The sequence below is a fragment of the Pseudoduganella sp. R-31 genome, from assembly GCF_049913235.1.
Lineage (GTDB): Bacteria > Pseudomonadota > Gammaproteobacteria > Burkholderiales > Burkholderiaceae_D > Rugamonas.
On record NZ_CP183986.1, the window covers coordinates 606,047 to 627,914 of the forward strand.

14 protein-coding genes are annotated in these 21,868 nt (G+C 68.0%); 7 read left to right on the plus strand and 7 right to left on the minus strand.

What is annotated here, in order from left to right:
* The first annotated feature begins 8 nt into the window (after positions 1-8).
* Positions 9-1,370, plus strand: coding sequence for a PEP-CTERM-box response regulator transcription factor (prsR, locus tag ACN9MY_RS02790; RefSeq protein ID WP_426167261.1), 1,362 nt, complete (start codon positions 9-11; stop codon positions 1,368-1,370).
* A gap of 18 nt (positions 1,371-1,388) precedes the next feature.
* Here the strand turns inward: prsR and ACN9MY_RS02795 are convergent, their stop codons facing one another.
* The 7 genes from ACN9MY_RS02795 to ACN9MY_RS02825 all read right to left on the minus strand — a co-directional run bounded on the left by ACN9MY_RS02795 (position 1,389) and on the right by ACN9MY_RS02825 (position 10,271).
* Positions 1,389-3,818 carry a hypothetical protein gene (locus ACN9MY_RS02795; protein WP_426320362.1) on the minus strand — a complete coding sequence of 810 codons (2,430 nt, stop codon included), beginning with the start codon at positions 3,816-3,818 and terminating at the stop codon, positions 1,389-1,391.
* The gene (locus tag ACN9MY_RS02800) at positions 3,815-4,588 is read right to left on the minus strand and encodes a tetratricopeptide repeat protein (RefSeq protein ID WP_426167265.1); all 774 of its coding nucleotides are present in this window, start codon (positions 4,586-4,588) and stop codon (positions 3,815-3,817) included. Before ACN9MY_RS02800 ends, ACN9MY_RS02795 begins: the two co-directional genes overlap by 4 nt.
* Positions 4,585-5,889 carry a glycosyltransferase gene (locus ACN9MY_RS02805; RefSeq protein ID WP_426320364.1) on the minus strand — a complete coding sequence of 435 codons (1,305 nt, stop codon included), beginning with the start codon at positions 5,887-5,889 and terminating at the stop codon, positions 4,585-4,587. The genes ACN9MY_RS02800 and ACN9MY_RS02805 overlap by 4 nt, the downstream gene beginning before the upstream one ends.
* Positions 5,871-6,755: a hydrolase 1, exosortase A system-associated gene (locus ACN9MY_RS02810; protein WP_426320366.1), complete on the minus strand. Its 885-nt coding sequence runs from the start codon at positions 6,753-6,755 to the stop codon at positions 5,871-5,873. Before ACN9MY_RS02810 ends, ACN9MY_RS02805 begins: the two co-directional genes overlap by 19 nt.
* A complete protein-coding gene (locus ACN9MY_RS02815; protein WP_426320368.1) occupies positions 6,748-7,587 on the minus strand; it encodes a hydrolase 2, exosortase A system-associated in 840 nt (279 codons plus the stop codon). Before ACN9MY_RS02815 ends, ACN9MY_RS02810 begins: the two co-directional genes overlap by 8 nt.
* Positions 7,587-7,835, minus strand: a complete 249-nt coding sequence (locus ACN9MY_RS02820) for an acyl carrier protein (protein ID WP_426167273.1) — start codon at positions 7,833-7,835, stop codon at positions 7,587-7,589. The genes ACN9MY_RS02815 and ACN9MY_RS02820 overlap by 1 nt, the downstream gene beginning before the upstream one ends.
* A 138-nt stretch (positions 7,836-7,973) precedes the next feature.
* The gene (locus tag ACN9MY_RS02825; protein ID WP_426167275.1) at positions 7,974-10,271 is read right to left on the minus strand and encodes a GNAT family N-acetyltransferase; all 2,298 of its coding nucleotides are present in this window, start codon (positions 10,269-10,271) and stop codon (positions 7,974-7,976) included.
* A 166-nt stretch (positions 10,272-10,437) separates the two neighbouring features.
* On the opposite strand from ACN9MY_RS02825, the gene ACN9MY_RS02830 reads away from it, so the two are divergent.
* From ACN9MY_RS02830 to prsT (ACN9MY_RS02855), 6 genes are all read left to right on the plus strand, one after another.
* Entirely contained in the window at positions 10,438-12,021 is a 1,584-nt protein-coding gene (locus ACN9MY_RS02830) for an acyl-CoA ligase (AMP-forming), exosortase A system-associated (protein WP_426320371.1), read from the plus strand.
* Positions 12,018-13,265 (plus strand): pyridoxal-dependent decarboxylase, exosortase A system-associated, encoded by a 1,248-nt coding sequence (locus ACN9MY_RS02835; RefSeq protein ID WP_426320373.1) that lies wholly within the window; start codon positions 12,018-12,020, stop codon positions 13,263-13,265. Before ACN9MY_RS02830 ends, ACN9MY_RS02835 begins: the two co-directional genes overlap by 4 nt.
* Before the next feature lie 15 nt (positions 13,266-13,280).
* Complete coding sequence (locus ACN9MY_RS02840; RefSeq protein WP_426167281.1) at positions 13,281-15,119, plus strand: asparagine synthetase B family protein; 1,839 nt, start codon at positions 13,281-13,283, stop codon at positions 15,117-15,119.
* A gap of 25 nt (positions 15,120-15,144) precedes the next feature.
* Complete coding sequence (gene prsT / locus ACN9MY_RS02845) at positions 15,145-17,901, plus strand: XrtA/PEP-CTERM system TPR-repeat protein PrsT (RefSeq protein WP_426336820.1); 2,757 nt, start codon at positions 15,145-15,147, stop codon at positions 17,899-17,901.
* A gap of 338 nt (positions 17,902-18,239) precedes the next feature.
* Positions 18,240-19,001 (plus strand): N-acyl amino acid synthase FeeM domain-containing protein, encoded by a 762-nt coding sequence (locus ACN9MY_RS02850; protein ID WP_426320377.1) that lies wholly within the window; start codon positions 18,240-18,242, stop codon positions 18,999-19,001.
* A 73-nt stretch (positions 19,002-19,074) separates the two neighbouring features.
* A complete protein-coding gene (gene prsT / locus ACN9MY_RS02855; RefSeq protein WP_426336821.1) occupies positions 19,075-21,864 on the plus strand; it encodes an XrtA/PEP-CTERM system TPR-repeat protein PrsT in 2,790 nt (929 codons plus the stop codon).
* The last annotated feature ends 4 nt before the right edge of the window (positions 21,865-21,868 follow it).

Sequence of the window (21,868 nt, forward strand, 5' to 3'; positions counted from 1 at the left end):
GACCTGTTGTGAGCCAGAGCAAACCCAAGCTGTTGATTATCGAAGACGATCCCGGCCTGCAAAAGCAGCTCAAGTGGAGTTTCGACGACTACGACGTGGTCGTGGCGGGCGACCGCGAAGCGGCGCTGGCCCAGTTGCGCCGCCACGAGCCGGCCGTCTGCACCATGGACCTCGGCCTGCCGCCCGACCCGGACGGCGCCACCGAGGGCCTGGCCACGCTGCAGCAGATCCTGGCGCTGGCGCCGGACACCAAGGTCATCGTCCTGACCGGCAACCAGGACCGCGCGCACGCGGTGCAGGCGATTGCCATGGGCGCCTACGACTTCCACCAGAAGCCCTGCGAACCGGAACTGCTGGCGCTGGTAATCCGGCGCGCCTTCTTCCTGCACGGCCTGCAGCAGGAAAACCGCCGCATGCAGCAAGGCGGCGCCGACACCCCGCTGGCTGGCATCATCTCGCGCGACCCCGGCATGCTGAAGGTGTGCCGCCAGGTGGAAAAAGTGGCGCCCAGCTCGGCCACCACCATGGTGCTGGGCGAATCGGGCACCGGCAAGGAAGTCATCGCGCGCGCCCTGCACCAGGGCAGTCCGCGCGCCAAGGAACGCTTCATGGCCATCAACTGCGCGGCGATTCCCGAAACCCTGCTCGAATCGGAGCTGTTCGGCTACGAGAAGGGCGCCTTCACCGGCGCCGTGAAGCAGACCAAGGGCAAGGTGGAAGCGGCCAACGGCGGCACCTTCTTCCTGGACGAAGTGGGCGACCTGCCGATGCCGCTGCAAGCCAAGCTGCTGCGCTTCCTGCAGGAGCGCGTGATCGAGCGCGTCGGCGGCCACGAGGAAATCCCGGTCGACGTGCGCATCGTCTGCGCCACCCACCAGAACCTGAAAGAGCTGGTGAAGGCCGGCCGCTTCCGGGAAGACCTGTATTACCGCCTGTCGGAAATCGTGCTGACCATCCCGCCGCTGCGCGAGCGCGACGGCGACTCGGTGCTGCTGGCGCAGCACTTCAAGAACCGCTTCTGCGCCCAGGAAGGGCGCGGCAACCTGCACTTTTCCCCCGACGCCCTGGCCCAGATTGCCCACCATGACTGGCCGGGCAATGTGCGCGAAATGGAAAACTGCATCAAGCGCGCCATCATCATGGCCGACGGCCCGGCCATCACGGCCGACGACCTCGGCCTGTCGGGCGCGCCGGTGGAGGAAGAGCCGTTCAACCTGCGCCAGGTGCGCGACGAAGCCGAATACCGCGCCATCGTGCGCGCGCTGGCCCGCGTCGAAGGCAATATCGTCAAGGCTTCCGAACTGCTGGGCGTGTCGCGCCCGACCCTGTACGACTTGCTGGAGCGCCACGCCATCAAGGCCTCCTCCTGAGCGGGCGCGCCCCGCTACTCAGCCAGGGACGGCGTCGGCGCCCTCGTCTTCGGCTTCGGCCCGCTGGCGGCGCACCTTGATGCGCTTGCGCGCCGGCTTCAGGCTGCCCGCCAGGGCCACCAGCAGGAACACGATGGTCAGGCGCGGCACGTCGGTGATGGAATCGAACAGCCCCACCATCATGCAGCCGGTCAGCGCGGCCAAGCTGACCGCGGCATAGCTGTCGCCGGCCAGGCCGCGCGCCATCATCCGTCCGCCCAGTGCCAGCAAGAGGAAGGCGGTGGCCAGCGCGCCCACCCAGCCCAGCTCGAACAGCTGGTTGACCGCGAAATTCTTCACGTGCCAGGGCATGTGGTTGCGGTCGCTGCTGAAGAACCAGAAATCGTTGCCGCCGCTGAAGCTGCCATTACGGATCAGTTCGCGGTCGGTGCCGGCTTCCACCAGGCTCACATTGTCGACTTCCAGCGGCGCCTTGTGCGAATGGTTGTACAGCTCGAGCACCAGCGGCGCGCCCCAGCTGCTGCGTGCGCCGCGCACCGGCAGTTCGCCTTCCACGCTTTGCCAGCCATCGACCAGGGACATGGCCTGGAATTTCACCACGCTGCAATCCTGCGGATAGATCAGCCAGCGCTGGCACACCATCGCCACCGGCAGCGCGTCGGCACTCTTGCGCCGGATGTCCAGCCGCAGGCGGTAATGCTGGCCCGGCTGGACATCGACGTGCTGCAGCATGCGCAGCACCTCGCCCCAGCCGCGCGCATACTGGGCTGCGCCCAGCAGCAGGAAGCGGTTGCCCGCTTCTTCGGCATAGCTGAACGTGCCCGGCACTTCGCCTTGCGTGTTGTGCCACATGTAGGCAGTCGGGAAGCGGCCCAGGCCCTGGCCGAACGCGGTCGTCATGGCCGTGTCGTCCATCATGCCCAGCGCATCGCTCCAGTGCGCCACGCGCACGCCCAGGTCGTTGCCCACGGTGGCAAAGCGGCTGCCGGTGTAATAGCTGCTGGAAATCGGTATCAGGGCCGCAAACACGATGGCGCTGAAGAAGCCCACGGTCAGGGTGCCGCGGTTGAGCTGCCATGGCCGTTGCGGCAGCAGGCGGCCGGCGCCCATGGCCAGGGCCAGCACGATGGCCAGGGCGATGCCGGGCAGGGCTTCGTTGCCGCCATAATGGCGCGCCACCAGGGCCGCCGCCAGCGCCTGCGCCGGCAGGGCGGCCGCCAGCAGCAGCACGCCCCAGGGGCGTTGCGGCGCCGGCCCGGCGGCCAGCAGGGCCGCCCCGCCGCCGGCGCACAGCAGGGCGATGGCGTATGCCAGGTAGGGCCCCTTGGCCAGCGGACTGGCCGAGCCGAGCATGCCGATCAGCCCCACCAGCAAGAGCAGCACCAGGCCCAGGCCGGCTGCCGCCGGCGGCTTGGGCAGGCGCGGCGCGGCGCCTCCCAGCAGCAGGGCGGTGGCCAGCAAGCCCAGCGCAGCGCCCAGGCCGCGGTAGCCGCCGTGGACAAACACCTGGCCCAGTACCCAATAGCTGAGCACCAGCAGCATCAAGGCGGCTGCCATGTTGCGCAGGGACAGGGTGCCGCCGCGCAAATGATGGGCCGAGCCCAGCCCCACGATGACGGCGCCGGCCGCGGCATACGCCAGGTAAATATCGCGCGAGAAGGTGGTCAGCCCGGCAAACAGCCCCAGGCCCAGCGCCGCCAGCCCCAGCGCCAGGCGGCGCGGCGGCGGGTGGTTGACCAGCCAGAGCGTGACGAAGGGGAAGGCCATCGCCAGGTAGGCATCGAGCGCCGCGCCGCCGGTATGCATGGCGGAAAACGGCGCCGTGGGGCGGTAGTCGCTGGAAAAATTGAACAGGCCGGGGAAGGCCATGCGCTCCCAGACCACGGCCAGGCTGCAGGCCACCAGGCCCAGGATCATGCCAGGCACCAGCAGGCGCTGCAGGTTGCTGCCCTGCTCGCCGGCGGTTGCGCGCAGCAGCGGCAGCAAGAGCAGCGGCCACAGCACGCCTTTCAGCACCCGCAAGCCATTATAGGGACTGGTGTAGTTGGCGAAGGCATTGGCATCGAGCGGCGCCAGCGGCATCACGCCGCGCCAGGCCGCCACCAGGTAGCACAGCGCGAACAGGCCCAGCGCGAAGCGCGCCAGGCCGGGCAGCTTGGCGGGCGCGGGCGCGCGTCCCACGGCCCAATAGCCGGCGGCACAGGTGGCCAGCAGCAGCAAGTCCAGTTCTTCCAGGAAGAACCAGCCGGTCCAGGGGGCAAAGTCCAGCACTGGCAGCAGGGCCGGCACGGCCAGCAGCCAGGCTTGCGGACGCCACAGCAGCAGCGCCATGTAGCCGCTGAGCAGCATGGCCAGCGGCAGGCGCGGCGCCGGATACACGCTGGCAGCTGCCATCAGCAGCAGCAGGGCGGCGAACGCCGCGCCGCGCCGCGCCAGCAGCCGCATCATGGCTTGACGGGCGCTGGCGCAGTGGCTGCCGAGGCCGGGGCGGCGGCGGCGCCGGCGGGTTCGCCGGCGCTGTTGCCGGCCTTGTCCTCGCCCTTGGCTTCCGGCTTGCTTTCCCCTTCAGGCGCTACCTCGGCCTTTTCTTCGGGCGGCGCTGGCGGCGGTTCCACCCATTTGCCGGCCTTGACCAGGGTCTGCTTCAGTGCCGGCAGCGGGAACTGCAGGGCGTAAGCCTTCTGGGCATAAGGCAGGGCCTGCTCGAACTTCTTCTGCTTGGCATAGATCAGGCCGATGTTGTAGTTGATGGCCGGGTCTTCCGGCGACAGCTCGAGTGCCTTTTGCAGCATTTCCATCGCCTGGCCCTGGCGCTCCTTGGCATAGGCAAAGCGCGCATACATCAGCCAGGCGTTGCTGTCGTCGGGGAAGAAGCGTACCGCACGCTCGAAATAGCATTCGATCGGCAGCTTGGCGCCCTCGATGATGCCGCTGCGGTTGCGCGGCGCCAGGCGCAAGGCGGTGTTCAGCGCCCGCGGATGGTTGGGGATGTGCAGCAGCGTGTATTCGAGGTCGGCGCCGAGCACGCTCGATTCGCCGCGGATGCCCTGCTCGATATCGTCGGTAAAGTGGCGCGCATGCACCAGCTTGATAAAGTAATCCGGCACGGTGCGGAAGTCGTGCTGGCCATTGGTGGCTTCGCCGCAGACCATGCGGGCGCTGCCGGGTACGGCAATGGCGTATAGGATGGCGGCCAGCGCCAGGAAACGGGTTTTCATACTTCCTCCGTGGAGCCGGCCGGGGCCGGCAGGGCCTGCGATTGGGGCAGCACGCTGTCGAGCATGCGTGCCAGTTCAACGGTGCGCGCCTGGCGCGATGCCGCGGCCACGGCGGCCGGCGCCGGCAGGGGCGCCTGGCCGGCGCGTGCCCGCTGCAGGAAGTGTAGCAGGCCGCGCTTGATGCCTTCGCTGTCGTCCAGCGGGGCGATGGTATCGACCCCGGCCGCGCGCAAGGTGGCGGCGGTATCGCCGACGGCATCGGTCAGGGCCAGGATCGGACGGCCGGCGCGCAGGTATTCATACAGCTTGGCCGGGATCTGGTGGTTGCAATTGCTGGCCTGCAGCACCAGCAAGCCGTCGGCCGCCAGCATTTCCGCCAGCGCCGCCTGGTAGGGCACGTGCGGCGCCAGGCTGACCAGGTCGCTGATCCCGTGCTCGGCCAGCAGGGCGCTGACGTAGTCGTCGTGGGCGGTGGCGCGCAGCACGATGTGCAGCTGGCTGGCATCGATGGCGCCGGCCGCCTTCAGTTCGGACAGGGCGCGCACCAGCGGCACCGGGTCGCGTTCCGAGGGGTAGATGATGCCGCTGTGCACCAGGGTGAAGGGCTGGCCGGCCGGGCGCGCGTGGCCGGCAGCCTGGGCGCCGGCGCTGCGGAAGTTTTCCTCGTCGTAGCCGTTCTCCAGCATGGTGAAGCGGCTGCGCGGCAGTTCCGGATAGCGCGTGGTATAGGTCACCACCGCGCTCGGTGTATTGCAGACCACCAGCGCCGCGTTGTGCACCGCCTTGCGTTCGATCCAGCGCCAGATGGCGCGCACGCGTGCGTCGCGCGGGTAGTTGGTGTCGGTCATCGGGTCGCGGAAATCGACCACCCACGGCAGGCGGGTCAGCTTGTGGAGCACCAGGCCGATCAGGATGGCGCTGGCGATCGGGTGGGTGCTCCACAGCACTTGCGGACGGTATTGCCGCACCAGCGACAGCCCGGCCGGAATGGCGCCCAGGCACCAGCCGACAAAGCGGTCGGGCCAGGCCGTAAAGCCCAGGTAGCGGCCGCGCCAGGCCAGGTGGCGCCCGGAATCGAGGGCGAAGGCGCGCTTGACCACCACTTGCGGCGGGATTTCCGCCAGCTGGTCCGGGCCCTGGTTGACGTAGGCGCGCGGGTGCGCCGACAGCACCAGCGGCTGCCAGCCCAGGGCCGGCAGGTATTGGGCGAACTTGAGCGTGCGCTGGATGCCGCTGCTGCCGCGCAGCGGCGGGAAGTGGAACGCCACCATCAGCACGCGCTTTACCACGCCTGCACCCATTGCGCAGTCCAGTCGGCCACCTGGTCGCGCCAGGCGCGGGTGGAGAAGGTGTGGTCGGCGCCGGCCAGCGTATGCTGCTGCACGGCGGGGCCCGCCAGCAATTGCTGCCAGCGGCGCGAAGCCTTGGTCATGTCGAGGAACTCCTGCGCCGTCAGGTCGGCGCCACTGAAAATGAACAGGACGCGGCCGCGGAAGCGCTGCATGGCCTCCAGCAGGCGCGCCGGCAAGTCGGCACTGAGCGGCGGCGCGCTGCCGTCGCGCGGGATGGCCGGCGCCGCCTGCGCGGGGGCGGCGGCCGGCGCCGGCTGGCGTGCCGCGCCCAGCATCCCGAGCAGGGAGCGCAAGGCGGCTCCGGCGGCAAAGCGGCCGCTGGCCACCTTGCGCCACAAGGCCGGATCGCACAGGCGCTGCCAGTAATAATGCTTGAGGGTGCTGCGCGCCAGGCCGGCGGCCGTGCGGGCCCAGGGATTGAGCAGCACCAGGCCGCGCACGCGCGCGTCGCGATGGCCGTAGAACAGGGCGGCAGCGGCGCCGTCGCACAAGCCCCACAGCACCACTTCGCGCAGGCCGGGCACGGCAGCCTGGAAAGCGTCGATGGCGGCAGCGACATCGGCATCGACCTGCTCGAAGCCGCGCGCGGCGCCGTCGCTGTCGCCCATGCCGCGATAATCGAAGCGCAAGACCGGGATGCCGCGCGCGGCCAGCTGGCGCGCCAGCAGGGTGAACTGGCGGTGGCTGCCGGCGCGGTACTGCGGCCCGCCGACAATCACCAGCACGCCGCGCGTGGCCGGGCCGGGCGCCGGGCTGAGGATGCCGACCAGGGTGTCGCCGCCGCAGGCAAAGCTGAGGGCCTGGTCGTCACGCATGGCAAGCCTCGTCCAGCAGCGCGCAGGTGGCAGCCAGCAGGGCCGGCGCTTCGGCGATCTCCTGGGTGGCCCAGAACTGGGGGCCGGGTGCCAGGCGGGTGGCGGCAACGACGCCGGCCTCCTGCCAGGCCTTCAGCACGCGTGCCGCCGCCGGCGGCAGCGGGCGGCCCGCGTCCGCGACCACTTCGCACCAGTGCACCGGGCAGGGCGGCGGCAGGCGGCTGGCATCCAGGCCGTCGAAGCCCAGGGCCAGCGCCGGCGCCAGCGTATAGCCGGCAATTTCCAGCGCTTCGCCGCGCGCCAGGGCGGCGCGCAAGGCGGCCGTGCCGCCTTCGCCAGCCTGCTCGCCCAGCATCCGGGCGGCGACTTTCAGGCGCAGGAACTGGGTCAGGTGGGCGCTGCCCTGCAGCACCGGTTGCCACAGCAGCAGCGCCGAAGGCGGGACGGCGGCGCGGCTGGCATGGTCGAGCGCCAGCAGGGCGCCCAGGCGCAGGCCCCACAGGCCGGGCGGCTGCGCCAGCGCCGGCCCCAGGGTGGCCGCCAGCCATTGCAAGCCGGCAGCGACATCGGCCAGCCAGCTGTCCCAGCTGGCGTCGCCGAAATCGCCGGCGCTGTCGCCGCAACCGTGCAGGTCGAGCTGCAGCACGGCATACCCCTGGCGCGCCAGGGCAGCCGCCTGCAGCGCCGCCATGCGGCGCGCCTTGTTCATTTCTTCGCCCAGCGGCGGCAGGTACAGCCAGGCGCCGCGGCAGGGGGCTTGCGGGGCATGGTACAGCCCGAAGCGGGCCGCGCCGCCCTGGCCGAGGAACAGGGGCTGTACCGGCGCCGCCATTACGCCGTCAGCTTGTGCTGCACGAAGGCGGCCAGGCTGCCCAGGGTGGCAAAGGTGGCCGCGTCGATTTCATCATCGTCGATGCTGAAGCCGAACTGTTCTTCCAGGGCGCCGATCAGTTGTACCACGGCCATCGAATCGAGCTCGGGCAGGCTGCCCAGCAGGGCCGAGTGTTCGGTCAGGCTGCGTCCGGCGGGACCGAGGGCCAGCACATCGGTCAGGATGGTCTTTACTTCTTCCAAATACATGCGTTACTCCGTAGCAGCAATAAAAGTGACATGGTACATGGTCCGGGCAGCCGGCGGCCATCTGTCGCCACTTGCATATTGTGCATCATTGTTATCGATTATGGAACAGCGCCGCCCTGCCCTTGGCAGGTGGCCCGCTCAGCCCGGCGCCACGGCCAGTCCGCTGCCGTGGCCGGCGCGGCGCTGGCGCAACAGGCCGCGCACGGCAAGGTACAGGCGCAGCGCGGGCGCCAGCACATGGCGCCGGTTCAGCACTTCCAGCGTAAAGCAGGGATTTTCCTGCTCCATCCAGAGGCCCTTGTAGGGATCGGCGCCCAGCATGAAATCGATGCGCTCGACCTGGTCGTGCCGGTAGACGTATTCGATCAGGTGCCCGGTCAGCAGGCTGCCGGGCGAGAAGCGGTCGGCGTTGCAATCCTGGGCCAGCTTGAAGATATGGGCCACGCCCTCGTTGACCAGCCACAGCTGGCTGGCCACCACCTGCTGGTCCAGGTACAGCAGGCCCAGGCGCAGGTAGCCGCGCGCGGCGCTCCAGTGCATCAGCCAGTCAATGAAGGAGCGCGACGGCTCTCGCCCCTTCCAGCTATGGCTGTAGGTCGACCAGTAATGTTCCACCTGTTGCGCGGTGGGCGCGGTCACCACTTCGAAGCGGTGCGCTTCGCGGGCCAGCGCCTTGCCCTTGCGCTTGAGGGTGTTCAGCAGTTGCGAGGGGCGCTTGGCCCAGTAGCTGTCCAGGTCGGGCGCATAGGCCGAATAATTGGCCGACAGCGGCACGCGCTGCACGGCATGGCCCTGGGCGGCCAGGCCTTCGCTGGCCTGGTCGGCCTGCTGCAGGCTGGCCGGCGCCGCGCTCAGCTTGAGCCAGCCCTTGTCGAGCTGGTCCAGCGCCTGCAGCAGCAATTGCCAGCTCTGCTGCGGCGACAGCAGCGCGCGGTCGATGAACAGGCCGACGCAGGGCGAGTAGAAATTGCTCAGCAGGCGAACTTCCATGCTGCGCAGCAGGCCCGGCAGCCGTTCCACCGGCACCGCCAGGCAGGGCTGCTCGCCGCGCCAGGCAAACACCCAGCTGAAGCGGCGGCCGCTGTCCGGGTGGACTTCGCGCTCGAATTTCACCAGCGCTTCATACCAGTCCAGGGTGCAGAACAGCGGGTCTGGCTGGTGCGCGCGCAGCCATCCGGCCAGCTCGGGCGGCAAGGGCTGGTCCATCGGCAGCTCACGCACGCGCAGGGCGTTGCCGCGCTGTTCGCGCGCCTTGCCTTGCAGGCGCTGCAGGCGTGCCCGCAGGCGCCATGCCAGGCCGACCCGGCAGGCCTGCAGGAAGGGCCGCGGGTCGCTGGCGCGCCAGTAGGTGAAGGCCGGCCGCTTGCCGCCGTAGGGCCGCAGCGTGCGCTGGGCGCGCACGGCGCGCCAGTAGGACAGGGTGTCGTTCTCGGCGTCAAACCAGGTGACCGGGCCGCGCAGCGTGCCCGGCCGGGCACGCTGGCCGAGGGCAAGCTGGAATTCCTGGTAGACCTGGTTGAAGCCGGCCGCCACGCACAGCTCGAGCCAGAAGTCGGTGCGCCCGACCGTCGGCTCGATGACCCAGAAGCTGCCGTCCGGAGCGCGCTTGAGTTCAAGCGAGACCGGGCCCGACATGTCGAGGCCGGCGAAGAACTGGCGCGTCAGGGCCAGCACTTGCGGCTCGTCGACGCTTTCCGCCACCGTGGTCTGGCCGCGCGCCGGCGGGAAGGAGGCGATCTTGCGGCCGACCATTTCCTGCACCACTGCGCCGCGGTCGAGCACGAGGGCGCCGAAATACAGGCTCTGGTCGTCGCCGGCAATGTACTCCTGGGCCAGGATCGGCAAGTCGCCCTGGTATTGCTGCAGCAGGGCAAGCAGTTCGGGCAGGGCCTGCGCCAGCGCCGTCTTGAACGAGGACAGCGGGCGCGCCGGTTTCAGGATCACAGGGTAGCGGAAGCCGGCCACCGCGGCCTCGGCCTCCTCGACGCTGAGCAGGGTGGCCGAGCGCGGATAGTTCAAGCCCTGGCTGCGGGCCGCCTGCTCCAGTTCGTTCTTGCGCTGCAGCCGCAGCACATGCTGCGCGCAAGCGGCCCAGCTCAGCAGATAGTGCGGACGCAACTGTTCCAGGCCCTCGCCCATCTGGCGCACATGGGTATCGTTGCTGGGAAAGAGCACCACCTGGCGGTCTTGCGGCAGGCGCGCGCGCAGGCTGGCCAGGGTTGGCACCAGGTCGCTCATCTCGGCTTCGCTGCACAGGAATGTGTGCTCGATGGCATTGCTGCGTACGCCCGGCCGCCACGCATCCTTCTCCAGCGCGTACACTTCCACTCCCGCCTCGTGCAGGCCGCGCACCACGGACAAGCCGTGGCTGCACAGGCCGACCACCAGGGCGATTGCCGGCTTTTGCGGCGACGACGAGCTAACAGGATTTTTCACAACGCAGTTTGATTTTGCACAGAAAACCATATATTAAATGCAATACTCTTGCTTGTGCGAGGATTGTTGCAACAATCCTGCACCTGCCGCCGTTTGCAGGGTGATGTACGGCAAGGATCCTATATTTTTGCAATATAATTAATGCAATCCCTATTGACGAAGTAATATGAGCGACCTGATCCATCAATTTATTTTTGCTTCGGCGCAACGCACACCCCAGGCCGAAGCCCTGGTCTACGGTGAGCGCCGCCTCGACTATGCCGCCCTGGCAGCCGCCGTGCAGGGCGCTGCCGATGGCCTGCTGGCGCGCGGCCTGCAGCGCAGCGAACGGGTCGCCGTCTACCTGGAAAAGACTATCGAGAACGTGGCCGCCATGTTTGGCGCGGCCCGCGCCGGCGGCGTCTTCGTGCCGGTCAATCCCCTGCTCAAGCCGGAGCAGGTCGGCTACATCCTGGGCGACTGCAATGTGCGGGTGCTGGTCACCTCGGCCGACCGCCTGCGCCTGCTGGCCGACATCCTGCCCTCCTGCCCCGACCTGCATACGGTGATCGTGACCGGCAAGGCGCAAGAGCTGCCCAGCTTCCCGCACCTGCACGTGCTGCCCTGGGCCGCTGCCATGCAGGACGCGCCGCCGGCCGCCGCCCACCGCTGCATCGACACCGACATGGCCGCCATCCTGTACACCTCGGGCAGCACCGGCCGCCCGAAAGGCGTGGTGCTGTCGCACCGTAATATGGTGGCCGGCGCCGTCAGCGTCTCCACCTACCTGGAGAACACGCCGGCCGACCGCCTGCTGGCCGTGCTGCCGCTGTCCTTCGACTACGGCCTGTCGCAGCTGACCACGGCCTTCCGCGTCGGCGCCACGGCGGTGCTGATCAACCACCTGTTCGCCAAGGATGTGCTGAACGCCGTGGTGGCGGAGAAAATCACCGGCCTGGCCGCCGTGCCGCCGCTGTGGATCCAGCTGGCGCCGCTGGCCTGGCCGGCCGACTGCACGCTGCGCTACCTGACCAATTCCGGCGGCGCCATGCAGCGCGCCACCCTCGACGCCCTGCGCGCCGCCCTGCCCAATGCCCAGCCTTTCCTGATGTATGGCCTGACCGAGGCCTTCCGCTCGACCTACCTGCCGCCGTCCGAACTGGCGCGCCGCCCCGACTCGATGGGCAAGGCCATCCCGAACGCGGAAGTGATGGTGCTGCGCCCGGACGGCAGCGAATGCGCGCCCAATGAGCCGGGCGAACTGGTGCACCGCGGCGCCCTGGTGTCGCTGGGCTACTGGAACGACCCGGCCAAGACGGCCGAGCGCTTCAAGCCCTACGCCTCGCCGCAATACGGCTTGCCGCTGGTGGAGATGGCGGTGTGGTCGGGCGACATCGTGCGCCGCGACGAAGAAGGCTTCCTGTATTTCATCAGCCGCAACGATGAAATGATCAAGACTTCCGGCTACCGCGTCAGCCCGACCGAGGTGGAAGAGGTGGTGTATGCGCGCGACAAGGTCGGCGAGGCGGCGGCGCTGGGCGTCAAGCACCCGGGCCTGGGCCAGGCCATCGTGCTGCTGGCCTACCCGCGCGCCGGCGAGAGCTTCACCGAGGCCGAGCTGCTGGCCGCCATCAAGCCGCACCTGCCGGCCTATATGCATCCGCAGAAGGTGGTGGTGTCGGCCACGCCGCTGCCGCGCAATCCGAACGGCAAGATCGACCGCAAGCTGCTGTCGACCCAGTACGAGCATATCTTCGCGGAGGGCGCATGAGCATGGACACCCCGCGGGTGCGCCCGCAGCACGCCCCGCTGCTGCAGTTCGCCGTCGACAATGATTGCCTGCTGATCGGCGGCATCCCGCTGCCGCGCCTGGCGGCCCGCGTCGGCCAGACCCCGTTCTACGCCTATTCGCGCGCCGCCATGACGCAGCGCGTGGCCGAACTGCGCGCGACCCTGCCGCACGACGTGCAGCTGCATTACGCCATGAAGGCCAACCCGATGCCGGCCGTGGTGCAGCACATGGCCACCCTGGTCGACGGCATCGACGTCGCTTCCGGCGGCGAGCTGCGGGTGGCGCTCGACACCGTGATGGCGCCGGCCAAGATCAGCTTTGCCGGCCCGGGCAAGGGCGAGGCCGAGCTGTCCTGCGCCATTGCCGCCGGCATCGTGCTGAACCTGGAATCGGAGGGCGAGATGGAGCGCGCCGCCGTGCTCGGCCAGCGCCTGGGCATCGTGCCGAAAGTGAACGTGCGGGTGAACCCGGACTTCGAGCTGAAATCGTCCGGTATGAAGATGGGCGGCGGCCCCAAGCAGTTCGGGGTCGACGCCGAGCGCGTGCCGGCCATGCTGGCGCGGATCGGCGCGCTGGGCCTGGATTTCCATGGCTTCCACATCTTCAGCGGCTCGCAGAACCTGAAGGCGGCCGCGCTGCAGGAGGCGCATGAAAAGACCTTTGCGCTGGCGCTGCGCCTGGCCGAGGCGGCGCCGCGCGCGCCGCGCATCCTGAACATCGGCGGCGGCTTCGGCATTCCCTATTTCCCGGGCGAAGAGCGGCTCGACCTGCCAGCGGTGGGCCGGAACCTGGCGCGCATCATGGATCAAGTGCGGCCGCGCCTGCAGGGCGCCGAAGTGGTGATCGAGCTGGGCCGCTACCTGGTGGGCGAAGCCGGCGCCTATGTCTGCCGCGTGGTCGACCGCAAGGAATCGCGCGGCCAGGTCTTCCTGGTGACCGATGGCGGCCTGCACCACCACCTGTCGGCCTCCGGCAATTTCGGCCAGGTGATCCGCAAGAATTATCCGGTGCTGATCGGCAACAGGGTGGCCGGCGGGCCGCGCGAGCTGGCCTCGGTGGTCGGCCCGCTGTGCACCCCGCTTGACTTGCTGGCCGACCAGATGGAACTGGGCCAGGCGCAGGCAGGCGACCTGGTGGTGGTATTGCAATCGGGCGCCTATGGCGCCACGGCCAGCCCGGCGGCTTTCCTGAGCCACCCGGCGGCGGTCGAAGTCTTCGTGTAAGCGGAAGGGAAGCGTATGAGCGGGATCTGTGGATGGATAGGGCTGGCCGCTGCGCCGGAATTGCTGCAGCAGATGGCGGCGCCGCTGCTGCGCTTCGACCAGGGCACGCTGCATGCCCGGTCCGGCCTGCGCAGCGGCGTGGCCGTGGCCGCGCTGGACGGCAGCGCCGACGTGTTCCAGCGCGACGGCCTGCTGGTGGCCCTGTGGGGCCAGCCGCGCCTGGTCGACCCGGGGCTGGCGGCCCAGGCTGCCGGCCAGGGCGTGGCTGCCACTGTCGCCACGCTGTGGGCGCAGGGCGCGCAGCGCACCTGCGCCCAGCTGCATGGCTGCTTCACCCTGGCCATCCTCGATGAACGCAGCGGCGAAGCCTTGCTGGCCACCGACCGCATGGGCATCCAGCCGCTGAGCTGGCAACTGGCCGGCGAAACCCTGGTCTTCGCCAGCTCGGCCGATGCGCTGGTGCGCCACCCGCTGACGCCCGGCGTGCTCGACCACCAGGGCTTGTACAACTACGTGTATTTCCACATGGTGCCTTCGCCCGGCACCGTCTACCAGGGCCAGCAGCGTTTGCTGCCCGGCCGCTACCTGCATTACCGGCAGGGCCGCGTCGAAGAGCACACCTACTGGCGCATGCAATTCGAGGAAGAGGGCAAGCGCACGTTCGGTGAGCTGCAGGAGGAATTCCTGGCAGTGCTGCGCCACAGCGTCAAGGACGCGGTGGGCGACCGCAAGGTCGGCGCCTTCCTGTCGGGCGGCACCGACAGCTCGACCATCGCCGGCTTGCTGACCCAGGTGGGTGGCGTGGCGGCCGATACCTACTCAATCGGTTTCGAAGCCCAGGGCTACGACGAGATGGAATACGCGCGCATCGCCTCGCGTCATTTCGGCACCCGGCACCATGAATACTATGTGACGCCGGACGACGTGGCGAACGCCATCCCGCAGGTGGCGGCCGTGTTCGACCAGCCCTTCGGCAACGCCTCGGCGGTGCCGGCTTTCTACTGCGCGCGCATGGCCAAGGCCGACGGCGTGCAGCGCATGTTCGGCGGCGATGGCGGCGACGAACTGTTCGGCGGCAACGAGCGCTATGCCAAGCAGCATGTGTTCGAGCTGTACGAGCGGGTGCCGCGCCTGGTGCGCAAGGCCCTGCTGGAACCGGCCGTGTTCAACTTCCCCGGCGGCGAGCGGGTGCGCCTGCTGCGCAAGGCGCGCAGCTATATCGAGCAAGCCTCGGTCGGCATGCCGGCGCGCCTGGAAACGTATAACCTGCTGGGCCGCTATGGCCCGCAGCAAGTGTTCACCGACGACTTCCTGGCCGCCGCCGACATCGGCAACCCGATTGCTACCCTGGAACGCAACTATGGCCGCAGCGAAGCGCGCTCCCTGATCAACCGCATGCTGGCGCTGGACTTGCAGATCACCCTGGCCGACAACGACTTGCCGAAAGTGATGAAGGCTTGCGAGCTGGCCGGCGTGGAAGCGGCCTTCCCCTTCCTGCACGACGCGGTTGTGGCTTTTTCGGCCGGCCTGACCCCGCAGCAGAAGCTGAACGGCACCCAGTTGCGCTGGTTCTTCAAGGAAGCATTGCGCGGTTTCTTGCCTGATGCCATCATCACCAAGCAGAAGCACGGTTTCGGCCTGCCGTTCGGCGTCTGGCTGCAGCAGCACCAGGCCTTGCAGCAGCTGGCCGCGGACAGCCTGAGCGACCTCAAGGCGCGCAAGGTGGTGCGCGGCGACTTCATCGAACAGCTGGTCGGCACCCACCTGAAAGAGCATGCCGGCTACCATGGCACCATGGTCTGGGTGCTGATGATGCTGGAGCAATGGTTCCGTGCCCACCGCAACGCATCATAACGAGATTACCAAACTGAGGGAGAACATGGCACATCGCGTAACCCGGCTGGCCGTCGCCGCCACCCTGGCCGCCAGCGCATTGCTGGCCGGCTGCAAATCGGACACCCCGGAAAGTCTGCTGGCCGACGCCAGGCAGCTGCAGCAGAAAGGCGACCGCAAGGGCGCCCAGATCCAGCTCAAGAATGCGCTGGCCAAGGACCCCAATAACGGCGAGGCGCGCTACCAGCTCGGCAAGCTGTCGCTGCAGATGGGCGACCCGGCCTCGGCGGAAAAGGAAGCGCGCCGCGCCCTCGAACTGAAATACCAGCCGGCCGAGAGCGAACTGCTGCTGGCCGAGGCGCTGCTGCGCCTGGGCGACTTGCAGAAGATGCTCGATGAAACGGAAAAGTTCCAGCAAAGCCCGGCCCTGCTGGCCTTGCGCGGCGAAGCCCTGATCGGCCTGCGCAAGCTCGACGAGGCGAAAAAGCAATTCCAGTCGGCCCTGGAAGCCGAGCCCAATAGTGCCGACGCGCTGACCGGCATGGCGCGCCTGGCGGCCATCGGCAACGACCTGGAGGGCGCGCGTGCGCTGACCGAGCAGGCCATTGCCAAGGATGGCGCCAACATCAATGCGCTGACCTTCAAGGGCGAGTTGCTGCGGGCCCAGTCCAAGCCGGAAGAAGCGCGCGCCGCGTTTGCCGAAGTGATCAAGCTGGACCCGACCAATAGCGGCGCCAACCTGGAACAGGCTTATCTCGACATCGTGGCCGGCAAGTTCGATGCCGCCCAGGCTGCCATCAACGCGGCCAAGAAGACGGCGCCGCGCAGCCTGAGCACCTTGTACACCCAGGCCCTGCTCGACTATTCGCGCGGCAATTACAAGGCGGCGCGCGACAACCTGCAGGCGCTGGCCAAGAGCGCGCCGAACCATCCGCCCAGCCTGCTGCTCTCGGGCGCGGTGGATTTCCAGCTGGGCAACCTGAAGCAGGGCGAAGCCAAGCTGCGCACCTATACGGAAATGGACCCGGGCAATGCCTTCGCCCGCAAGCTGCTGGCGGCGACCCTGCTGCGCGGCAGCAACCCGGCCGAAGCCCAGAAAGTGCTGGAGCCGGCCCTGAAGGGCCCGGTCAGCGATGTCAGCCTGCTGGAACTGGCGGCCCAGGCCCACCTGCTGCAGCGCGAACCGGCCAAGGCGGTCTCCCTGCTGGAACAGGCCGTCGAGCTGAATCCGAAACGCGCCGCCAGCTACATCGCGCTGGGCGGCGCCCGCGTGGCGCTGGGCGAGCGCGACAAGGGCATCGCCATGCTGAACAAGGCGCTCGAGCTGGAGCCCGGCTCCCTGCCGGCCGCCACGGCGCTGGCGCGCACCCAGCTTGCCATGGGCAACTACGACCAGGCCCTGGCCGTGCTGGCCAAGCAGGAAGCCGCGCACGGCAAGGAGCCGGAGTTGTACGTGCTGCGCGGCCACGTGCTGCTGGCCAAGCAGGACAAGGCAGGCGCCCGCGCTGCCTTCAGCAAGGCGGTGGAACTGGCGCCGGCCAGCTATGCCGCGGTGGTCACCCTGGCCCAGCTCGAGCTCATGGAGCAAAAGCCGGAGGCGGCGCGCCAGCACATGCTGAAGCTGCTGGACAAGGATAAGGACAATGTCGCTGCCATGACCGCCCTGGCCCAGATGGCCGAGCGCGCCAGGAAGCGCGACGAAGCGGCGCAGTGGCTGGAAAAAGCCGCCACGGTCGATCCCGATGCGCTGGTGCCGGCCGTGCGCCTGGGCGCCCATTATCTGCTGAACAGCCAGGGGGCCAAGGCCGCCGAGCATATGCGCAAGGTGCTGCTGGTGCACCCGGCCGCGCCGCTGGCGCTGGAAGTCATGGGCCGTGCCCAGCAGATGTCCGGCGACCTGGACGGCGCCTATGAAACCTATAGCAAGCTGGCTGGCGCAGCGCCCAGGGCGGCGCAGGCCCAGCTGTACCTGGCCAGCGTCCAGGTGCAGAAAAAGGATTTGCCGGGCGCCCAGGCCAGCGTGAAGAAGGCGCTCGGGCTGGACCCGGATTCGGTGCCGGGCCATATGATGCAGGCCGACCTGGCCGTGCTGCAGGGCAAGCCGGACGAGGCCCTGGCCATCGCGCGCAAGCTGCAAAAATCCCAGCCCAAGCTGCCCAGCGGCTTCCTGCTGGAGGGCGACCTGCAGCTGAGGGCCGGCAAGCCGGCGCTTGCCGTGGCGCCTTACCAGCAAGCGTACGCCTTGGCGGCGCGGCCGGAATTGCTGCTCAAGCTCACCTCGGCCCTGCGCGCCGCCAACCGCGCCGCCGACGCCGATGCCCAGGTGGCCGCCTGGCGCAAGACGCATCCGGACGAACCGTTCGGCCTCATGTATGCAGCCGAGCAAAACATCGCGGCCAAGCAATACAAGGCTGCCATCGGCCAACTGGAAACCGTGCTGGCCAAGCAGCCCGAGAACGTGCTGGCGCTGAACAACCTGGCCTGGTCCTACCAGCAGGACAAGGACAAGCGCGCCCTGGCCACGGCCGAGAAGGCGCAGCAGCTGGCCGGCGACAACCCGACCATCATGGATACCCTGGGCTGGATCCTGGCCGAGCAGAACCAGCTCGACCGCGCCCTGGCGATCCTGAAGAAGGCCAGTGAGCTGGCGCCGAAAGCTGCCGATATCCGCGGCCACTATGCGGCCACGCTGTGGAAAAAGGGCGACAAGGCTGGCGCGCGCAAGGAATTGCAGGCCGCCATGGCCGACGCCCGCTTCGCCCAGACCGACGAAGCACGTGACTTGCAAAAGCAATTTGAATAAGTAACAACTTCTGCACCCTGCAACCCGCATGCGCTTGGCCGCATGCGGGCACTCTTCCTCTCAGTCTATTGTGCAGTTGAAAACAATAGAGTCTTTTTCACAACATTTACTTCATGGGTATTGTGTGGCGGGCGCTAGCATGCCACCATGTGTGGAGTTGGTAATTTTTACATAACTCGCTTGCAATCCGCTACATTTTCGTCCCGGCATCAATCGTGCGCGCCTCCGCAAGTGTAATCAACTATATTTTGCCGTTGAGCACGGCGTCCGCGCCGCTCGCCGTGCTCATTGGCCGTGGCCAGCCGTAAGGCTTGCGAGTGCCAAAGGAGGATACAGCCATGAATGGAACTGCTGTCCCAGTGCTGGAAGCCGAGCCTGTCCGCAAGACTCCAGCCGATTCCCATGCGCGCGCCACGCTCGAGGACTTGCTTCCGGAAAATATGGAAGACCTGGTCACCGACGAAAAATCATTTGGTATTCGCATGATCGATACGGTTGAAGGCCGCAGCAAGGCCAGCCTGCTAATCAATAAAATGTACTCCTGGCGGGGCTATGCCGGGACCCACAAGCTGACTGACGATCCGAACCGGATCACGCTCACCGCCAGCGACAAGGGCGAAGTGGTGGGCACCCTGACCTTGGGGCTGGACTCGCCAATCGGCATCATGGCCGATGAAATTTTCAAGGAAGAGGTCGATTCGGTGCGCATGATTCCGGGTGCCCGTGTCTGTGAAATCACCAAGCTGGCGTTCGACAATGGCGGCAGCAAATCGCAGATGGCTTCGCTGTTCCATCTGTCGGTGATTTATGCGCGCGACCTGCACCACTGCACCCACATCTTCATTGAAATCAACCCGCGCCACCGCCGCTTCTACGAAGCCATGCTCGGCTTCAAGCGCCTGGGGGAACTGAAGACCAACCCGCGGGTCGACGCCCCGGCCTACCTGCTGGTGGTGGAACTGGACTACGTCAGCCAGCAGATCGAGAAATACGGCGGCCAGGGCGCCGACATGGCCATGTCGGCGCGCTCGTTCTACCCGCTGTTCTATTCGCCGCGCGAAGAACGCGGCATTATCCAGCGCCTGAAGAACATCCAATAGTCTATTGAGATTTGATAGTCGATTGACAATTATTGTGGTATTGTCAATATCCTGATCACCTGCAGGGGTTTCCATGCCACGTCGCGAGAACCGGGGGGCGCAGCGCGCCCTCGCCATCTTCGGCAGCCTGATGCTGGCTGCCGGCCTGTCCGGCTGCCTCAAGTCCGAAACCAGCGCCACCCTGGTGGCGCAAGCCCAGCAGTTCTTGCAAAAGGGCGACAGCAGGGCAGCGCTGATCCAGCTCAAGAACGCCGCCGACAAGAGCCCGCAAGATGGCGAAATCCGGCTCCTGCTGGCGCGCGTCTACAACGACAACAGCGAAGCGGCCCTGGCCGAAAAGGAAGTGCGCAAGGCGCTCAGCCTCAAGGTCGAGCGGGCCCGGGCCTTGCCGCAACTGCTGCGTGCCCTGCTGGCGCAGGACAAGGCCAAGGAAGCGCTGGCCGTAAGCGAGGCCGATGCCGCCAGCGCCAGCCCGGCCCTGCTGGCCGTGCGCGGCGATGCCTGGCTGGCCCTGGGCGACGGCGCCAAGGCGCGCGAAGCCTATGCGCAAGCCCTGGCTGGCGAACCCGGCCAGGCCGATGCCCTGCTGGGCCAGGCGCGCCTGGCGCAACAGGCCGGCGATCGCGCCGCCGCCCTGGCGCTGGCCGAACAGGCGCTGCGCGCCCACCCGAAAGACTTGTCGGTGCTGCGCTACCAGGCGGCACTGCTGCGCCAGCTGGGCAGGAACGACGCGGCGCTGGCGGCGCTGGGCCAGGCGCTCAGCGTGCAGCCCGACCATCTGAATGCCCGCGTCGAGCGCACCGACTTCGAAATCGCCCTCAAGCAGTTCGACGCGGCCAAGGCCGATATCGCCGAACTGAACAAGCTGCGGCCCGATACCCTGCATGCGCTGTACCTGCAGGCTTTGCTCGACCATAACCAGGGCAGGTATACGGAAGCGCAGGGCAATCTGCTCAAGCTGCTGAAAGCGGCGCCCGGCCACCTGCGCACCATGCTGCTGGCCGGCGCCAATGAACTCAAGCTGGGCAATGCCACCGCGGCCCAGGGCTACCTGAACGCCTACCTGGAAAAGTACCCGGAAGACCTGTTCGCCCGCAAGCTGCTAGCCCAGTCCCTGCTCGGCACCCACCAGCCGGCCGAGGCGGCCGCAGCGCTGGCGCCGCTGTTGCGCAGCGGCGCCAGGGACCCGCAGTTGCTGGTGCTGGCCGGCGAATCGCACTTGCGCAACAAGGACTATGCCGCGGCCCAGCAGTATTTCGAACAGGCGGCGCAGGCATTGCCCAACGAAGCCACGCTGCACCTGTCGATCGGCCTGGCCCAGCTCGGCCAGCAGCAATATGCCAAGGCCGTCGAGCAGCTCGAGCGGGCCACCGAGCTCGACCCCAAATCGGAGCAGGCCGCGCTCTACCTGATCCACACTGAAATCAGCCTGCGCCGCTACGACAAGGCGCTGGCGGCGATCAAGGCTTACCAGGCCAGCCAGAAGGACAGCGCCATCGTGCGCAACCTGGAAGGCGGCATTTACCTGGCGCAAAAGAATGCGCCGGCCGCGCGCGCCGCCTTTGAACAAGCGGTGGCGCTGCAGCCCAAGCACCTGGCCGCCAACATGAACCTGGCCCAGCTCGACTTGCAGGACAAGCGGCCCGAAGCCGCCCGCCAGCGTTTCCAGACCGTGCTGCAGCACGACCCGCACAATGTCGGCGCCATGACGGCGCTGGCCGACATTTCCACCCAGCAGGGCAAGCAGGAAGAAGCGCTCGCCTGGCTGGAAAAAGCGGTGGCGGAAAAGCCCAAGGCCACCGAGCTGGGGACCCGCCTGGCCCACGCCTACCTGCAGGCCGGCCAGAACGCCAAGGCCACCACGCTGGCGCGCAAGCTGCAGGTGGAAGATCCGGCCAGCGCCTACCTGGCCGAATTGCTGGGCCAGGTGCAACTGGCCAACCAGGACGCCAGCGGCGCCCTGGAAAGCTTCGGCAAGATGGTGCAGCTGGAGCCGAAATCGGCGCGCGCCTGGTTCGGCATGGCCACCGCCCACCTGATGCTGAAAAATGCCACGGCCGCCAGCGGCGACTTGAAGAAAGTGCTGGCCATCGATCCGCAACACCGCCCGGCGCGCCTGGCGCTGGCTGAAATCGCGCAGCAGCAGAACCGCCCGGCCGAAGTGCTGGCCATCGCGCGCCAGATGCAGAAGGAGGCAGGGCAGCAGCCGGCCGGCTATGTGCTGGAGGGCGACCTGCTGGCGCGCCAGCAAAAATACAAGGAAGCCGTGGCCCTGTACGACAAGGCCTATGGGATTGAAAAGGATGGCCGTGTCATGCTGGCGCTGCACCGCACCCTGCTGGCGGCCGGCCTGCCGCGCGACGCCGACGCGCGCCTGGCGCAGCATCGCAAGGAGCAGCCGGGCGACCTGGCGGCCGCCATGTACGCCGCCGAACTGGCCCTGTCGCGCCAGCAATATGCCGCCGCGGCTGCCGACTTGGAGCTGGTGCTCAAGGCCGCGCCGGACAGCCCGGTGGCCCTGAACAACCTGGCCTGGGCCTATAGCCAGCTGAAGGACCCGCGCGCCCTGGCCACGGCCGAGAAGGCGCTGAAGGCGGCGCCGGACAGCCCGGCCGTGCTCGACACTACCGGCTGGCTGATGGTCGGCAAGGGCGACACCGGCCGCGCGCTGCCGCTGCTGAAGCGGGCCAGCACGCTGCAACCGTCCAATGCCATGCTGCGCTACCACCTGGCGGTCGCGCTCAACCAGTCGGGCGACAAGAAGGCCGCCAGGGCCGAACTGGAAAAACTGGTGGCGGCCGGCACCCCGTTCCCCCACCTCGACGATGCGATCGCCCTGCTCAAGGGCTTGAACGGCAGCTAAGCGC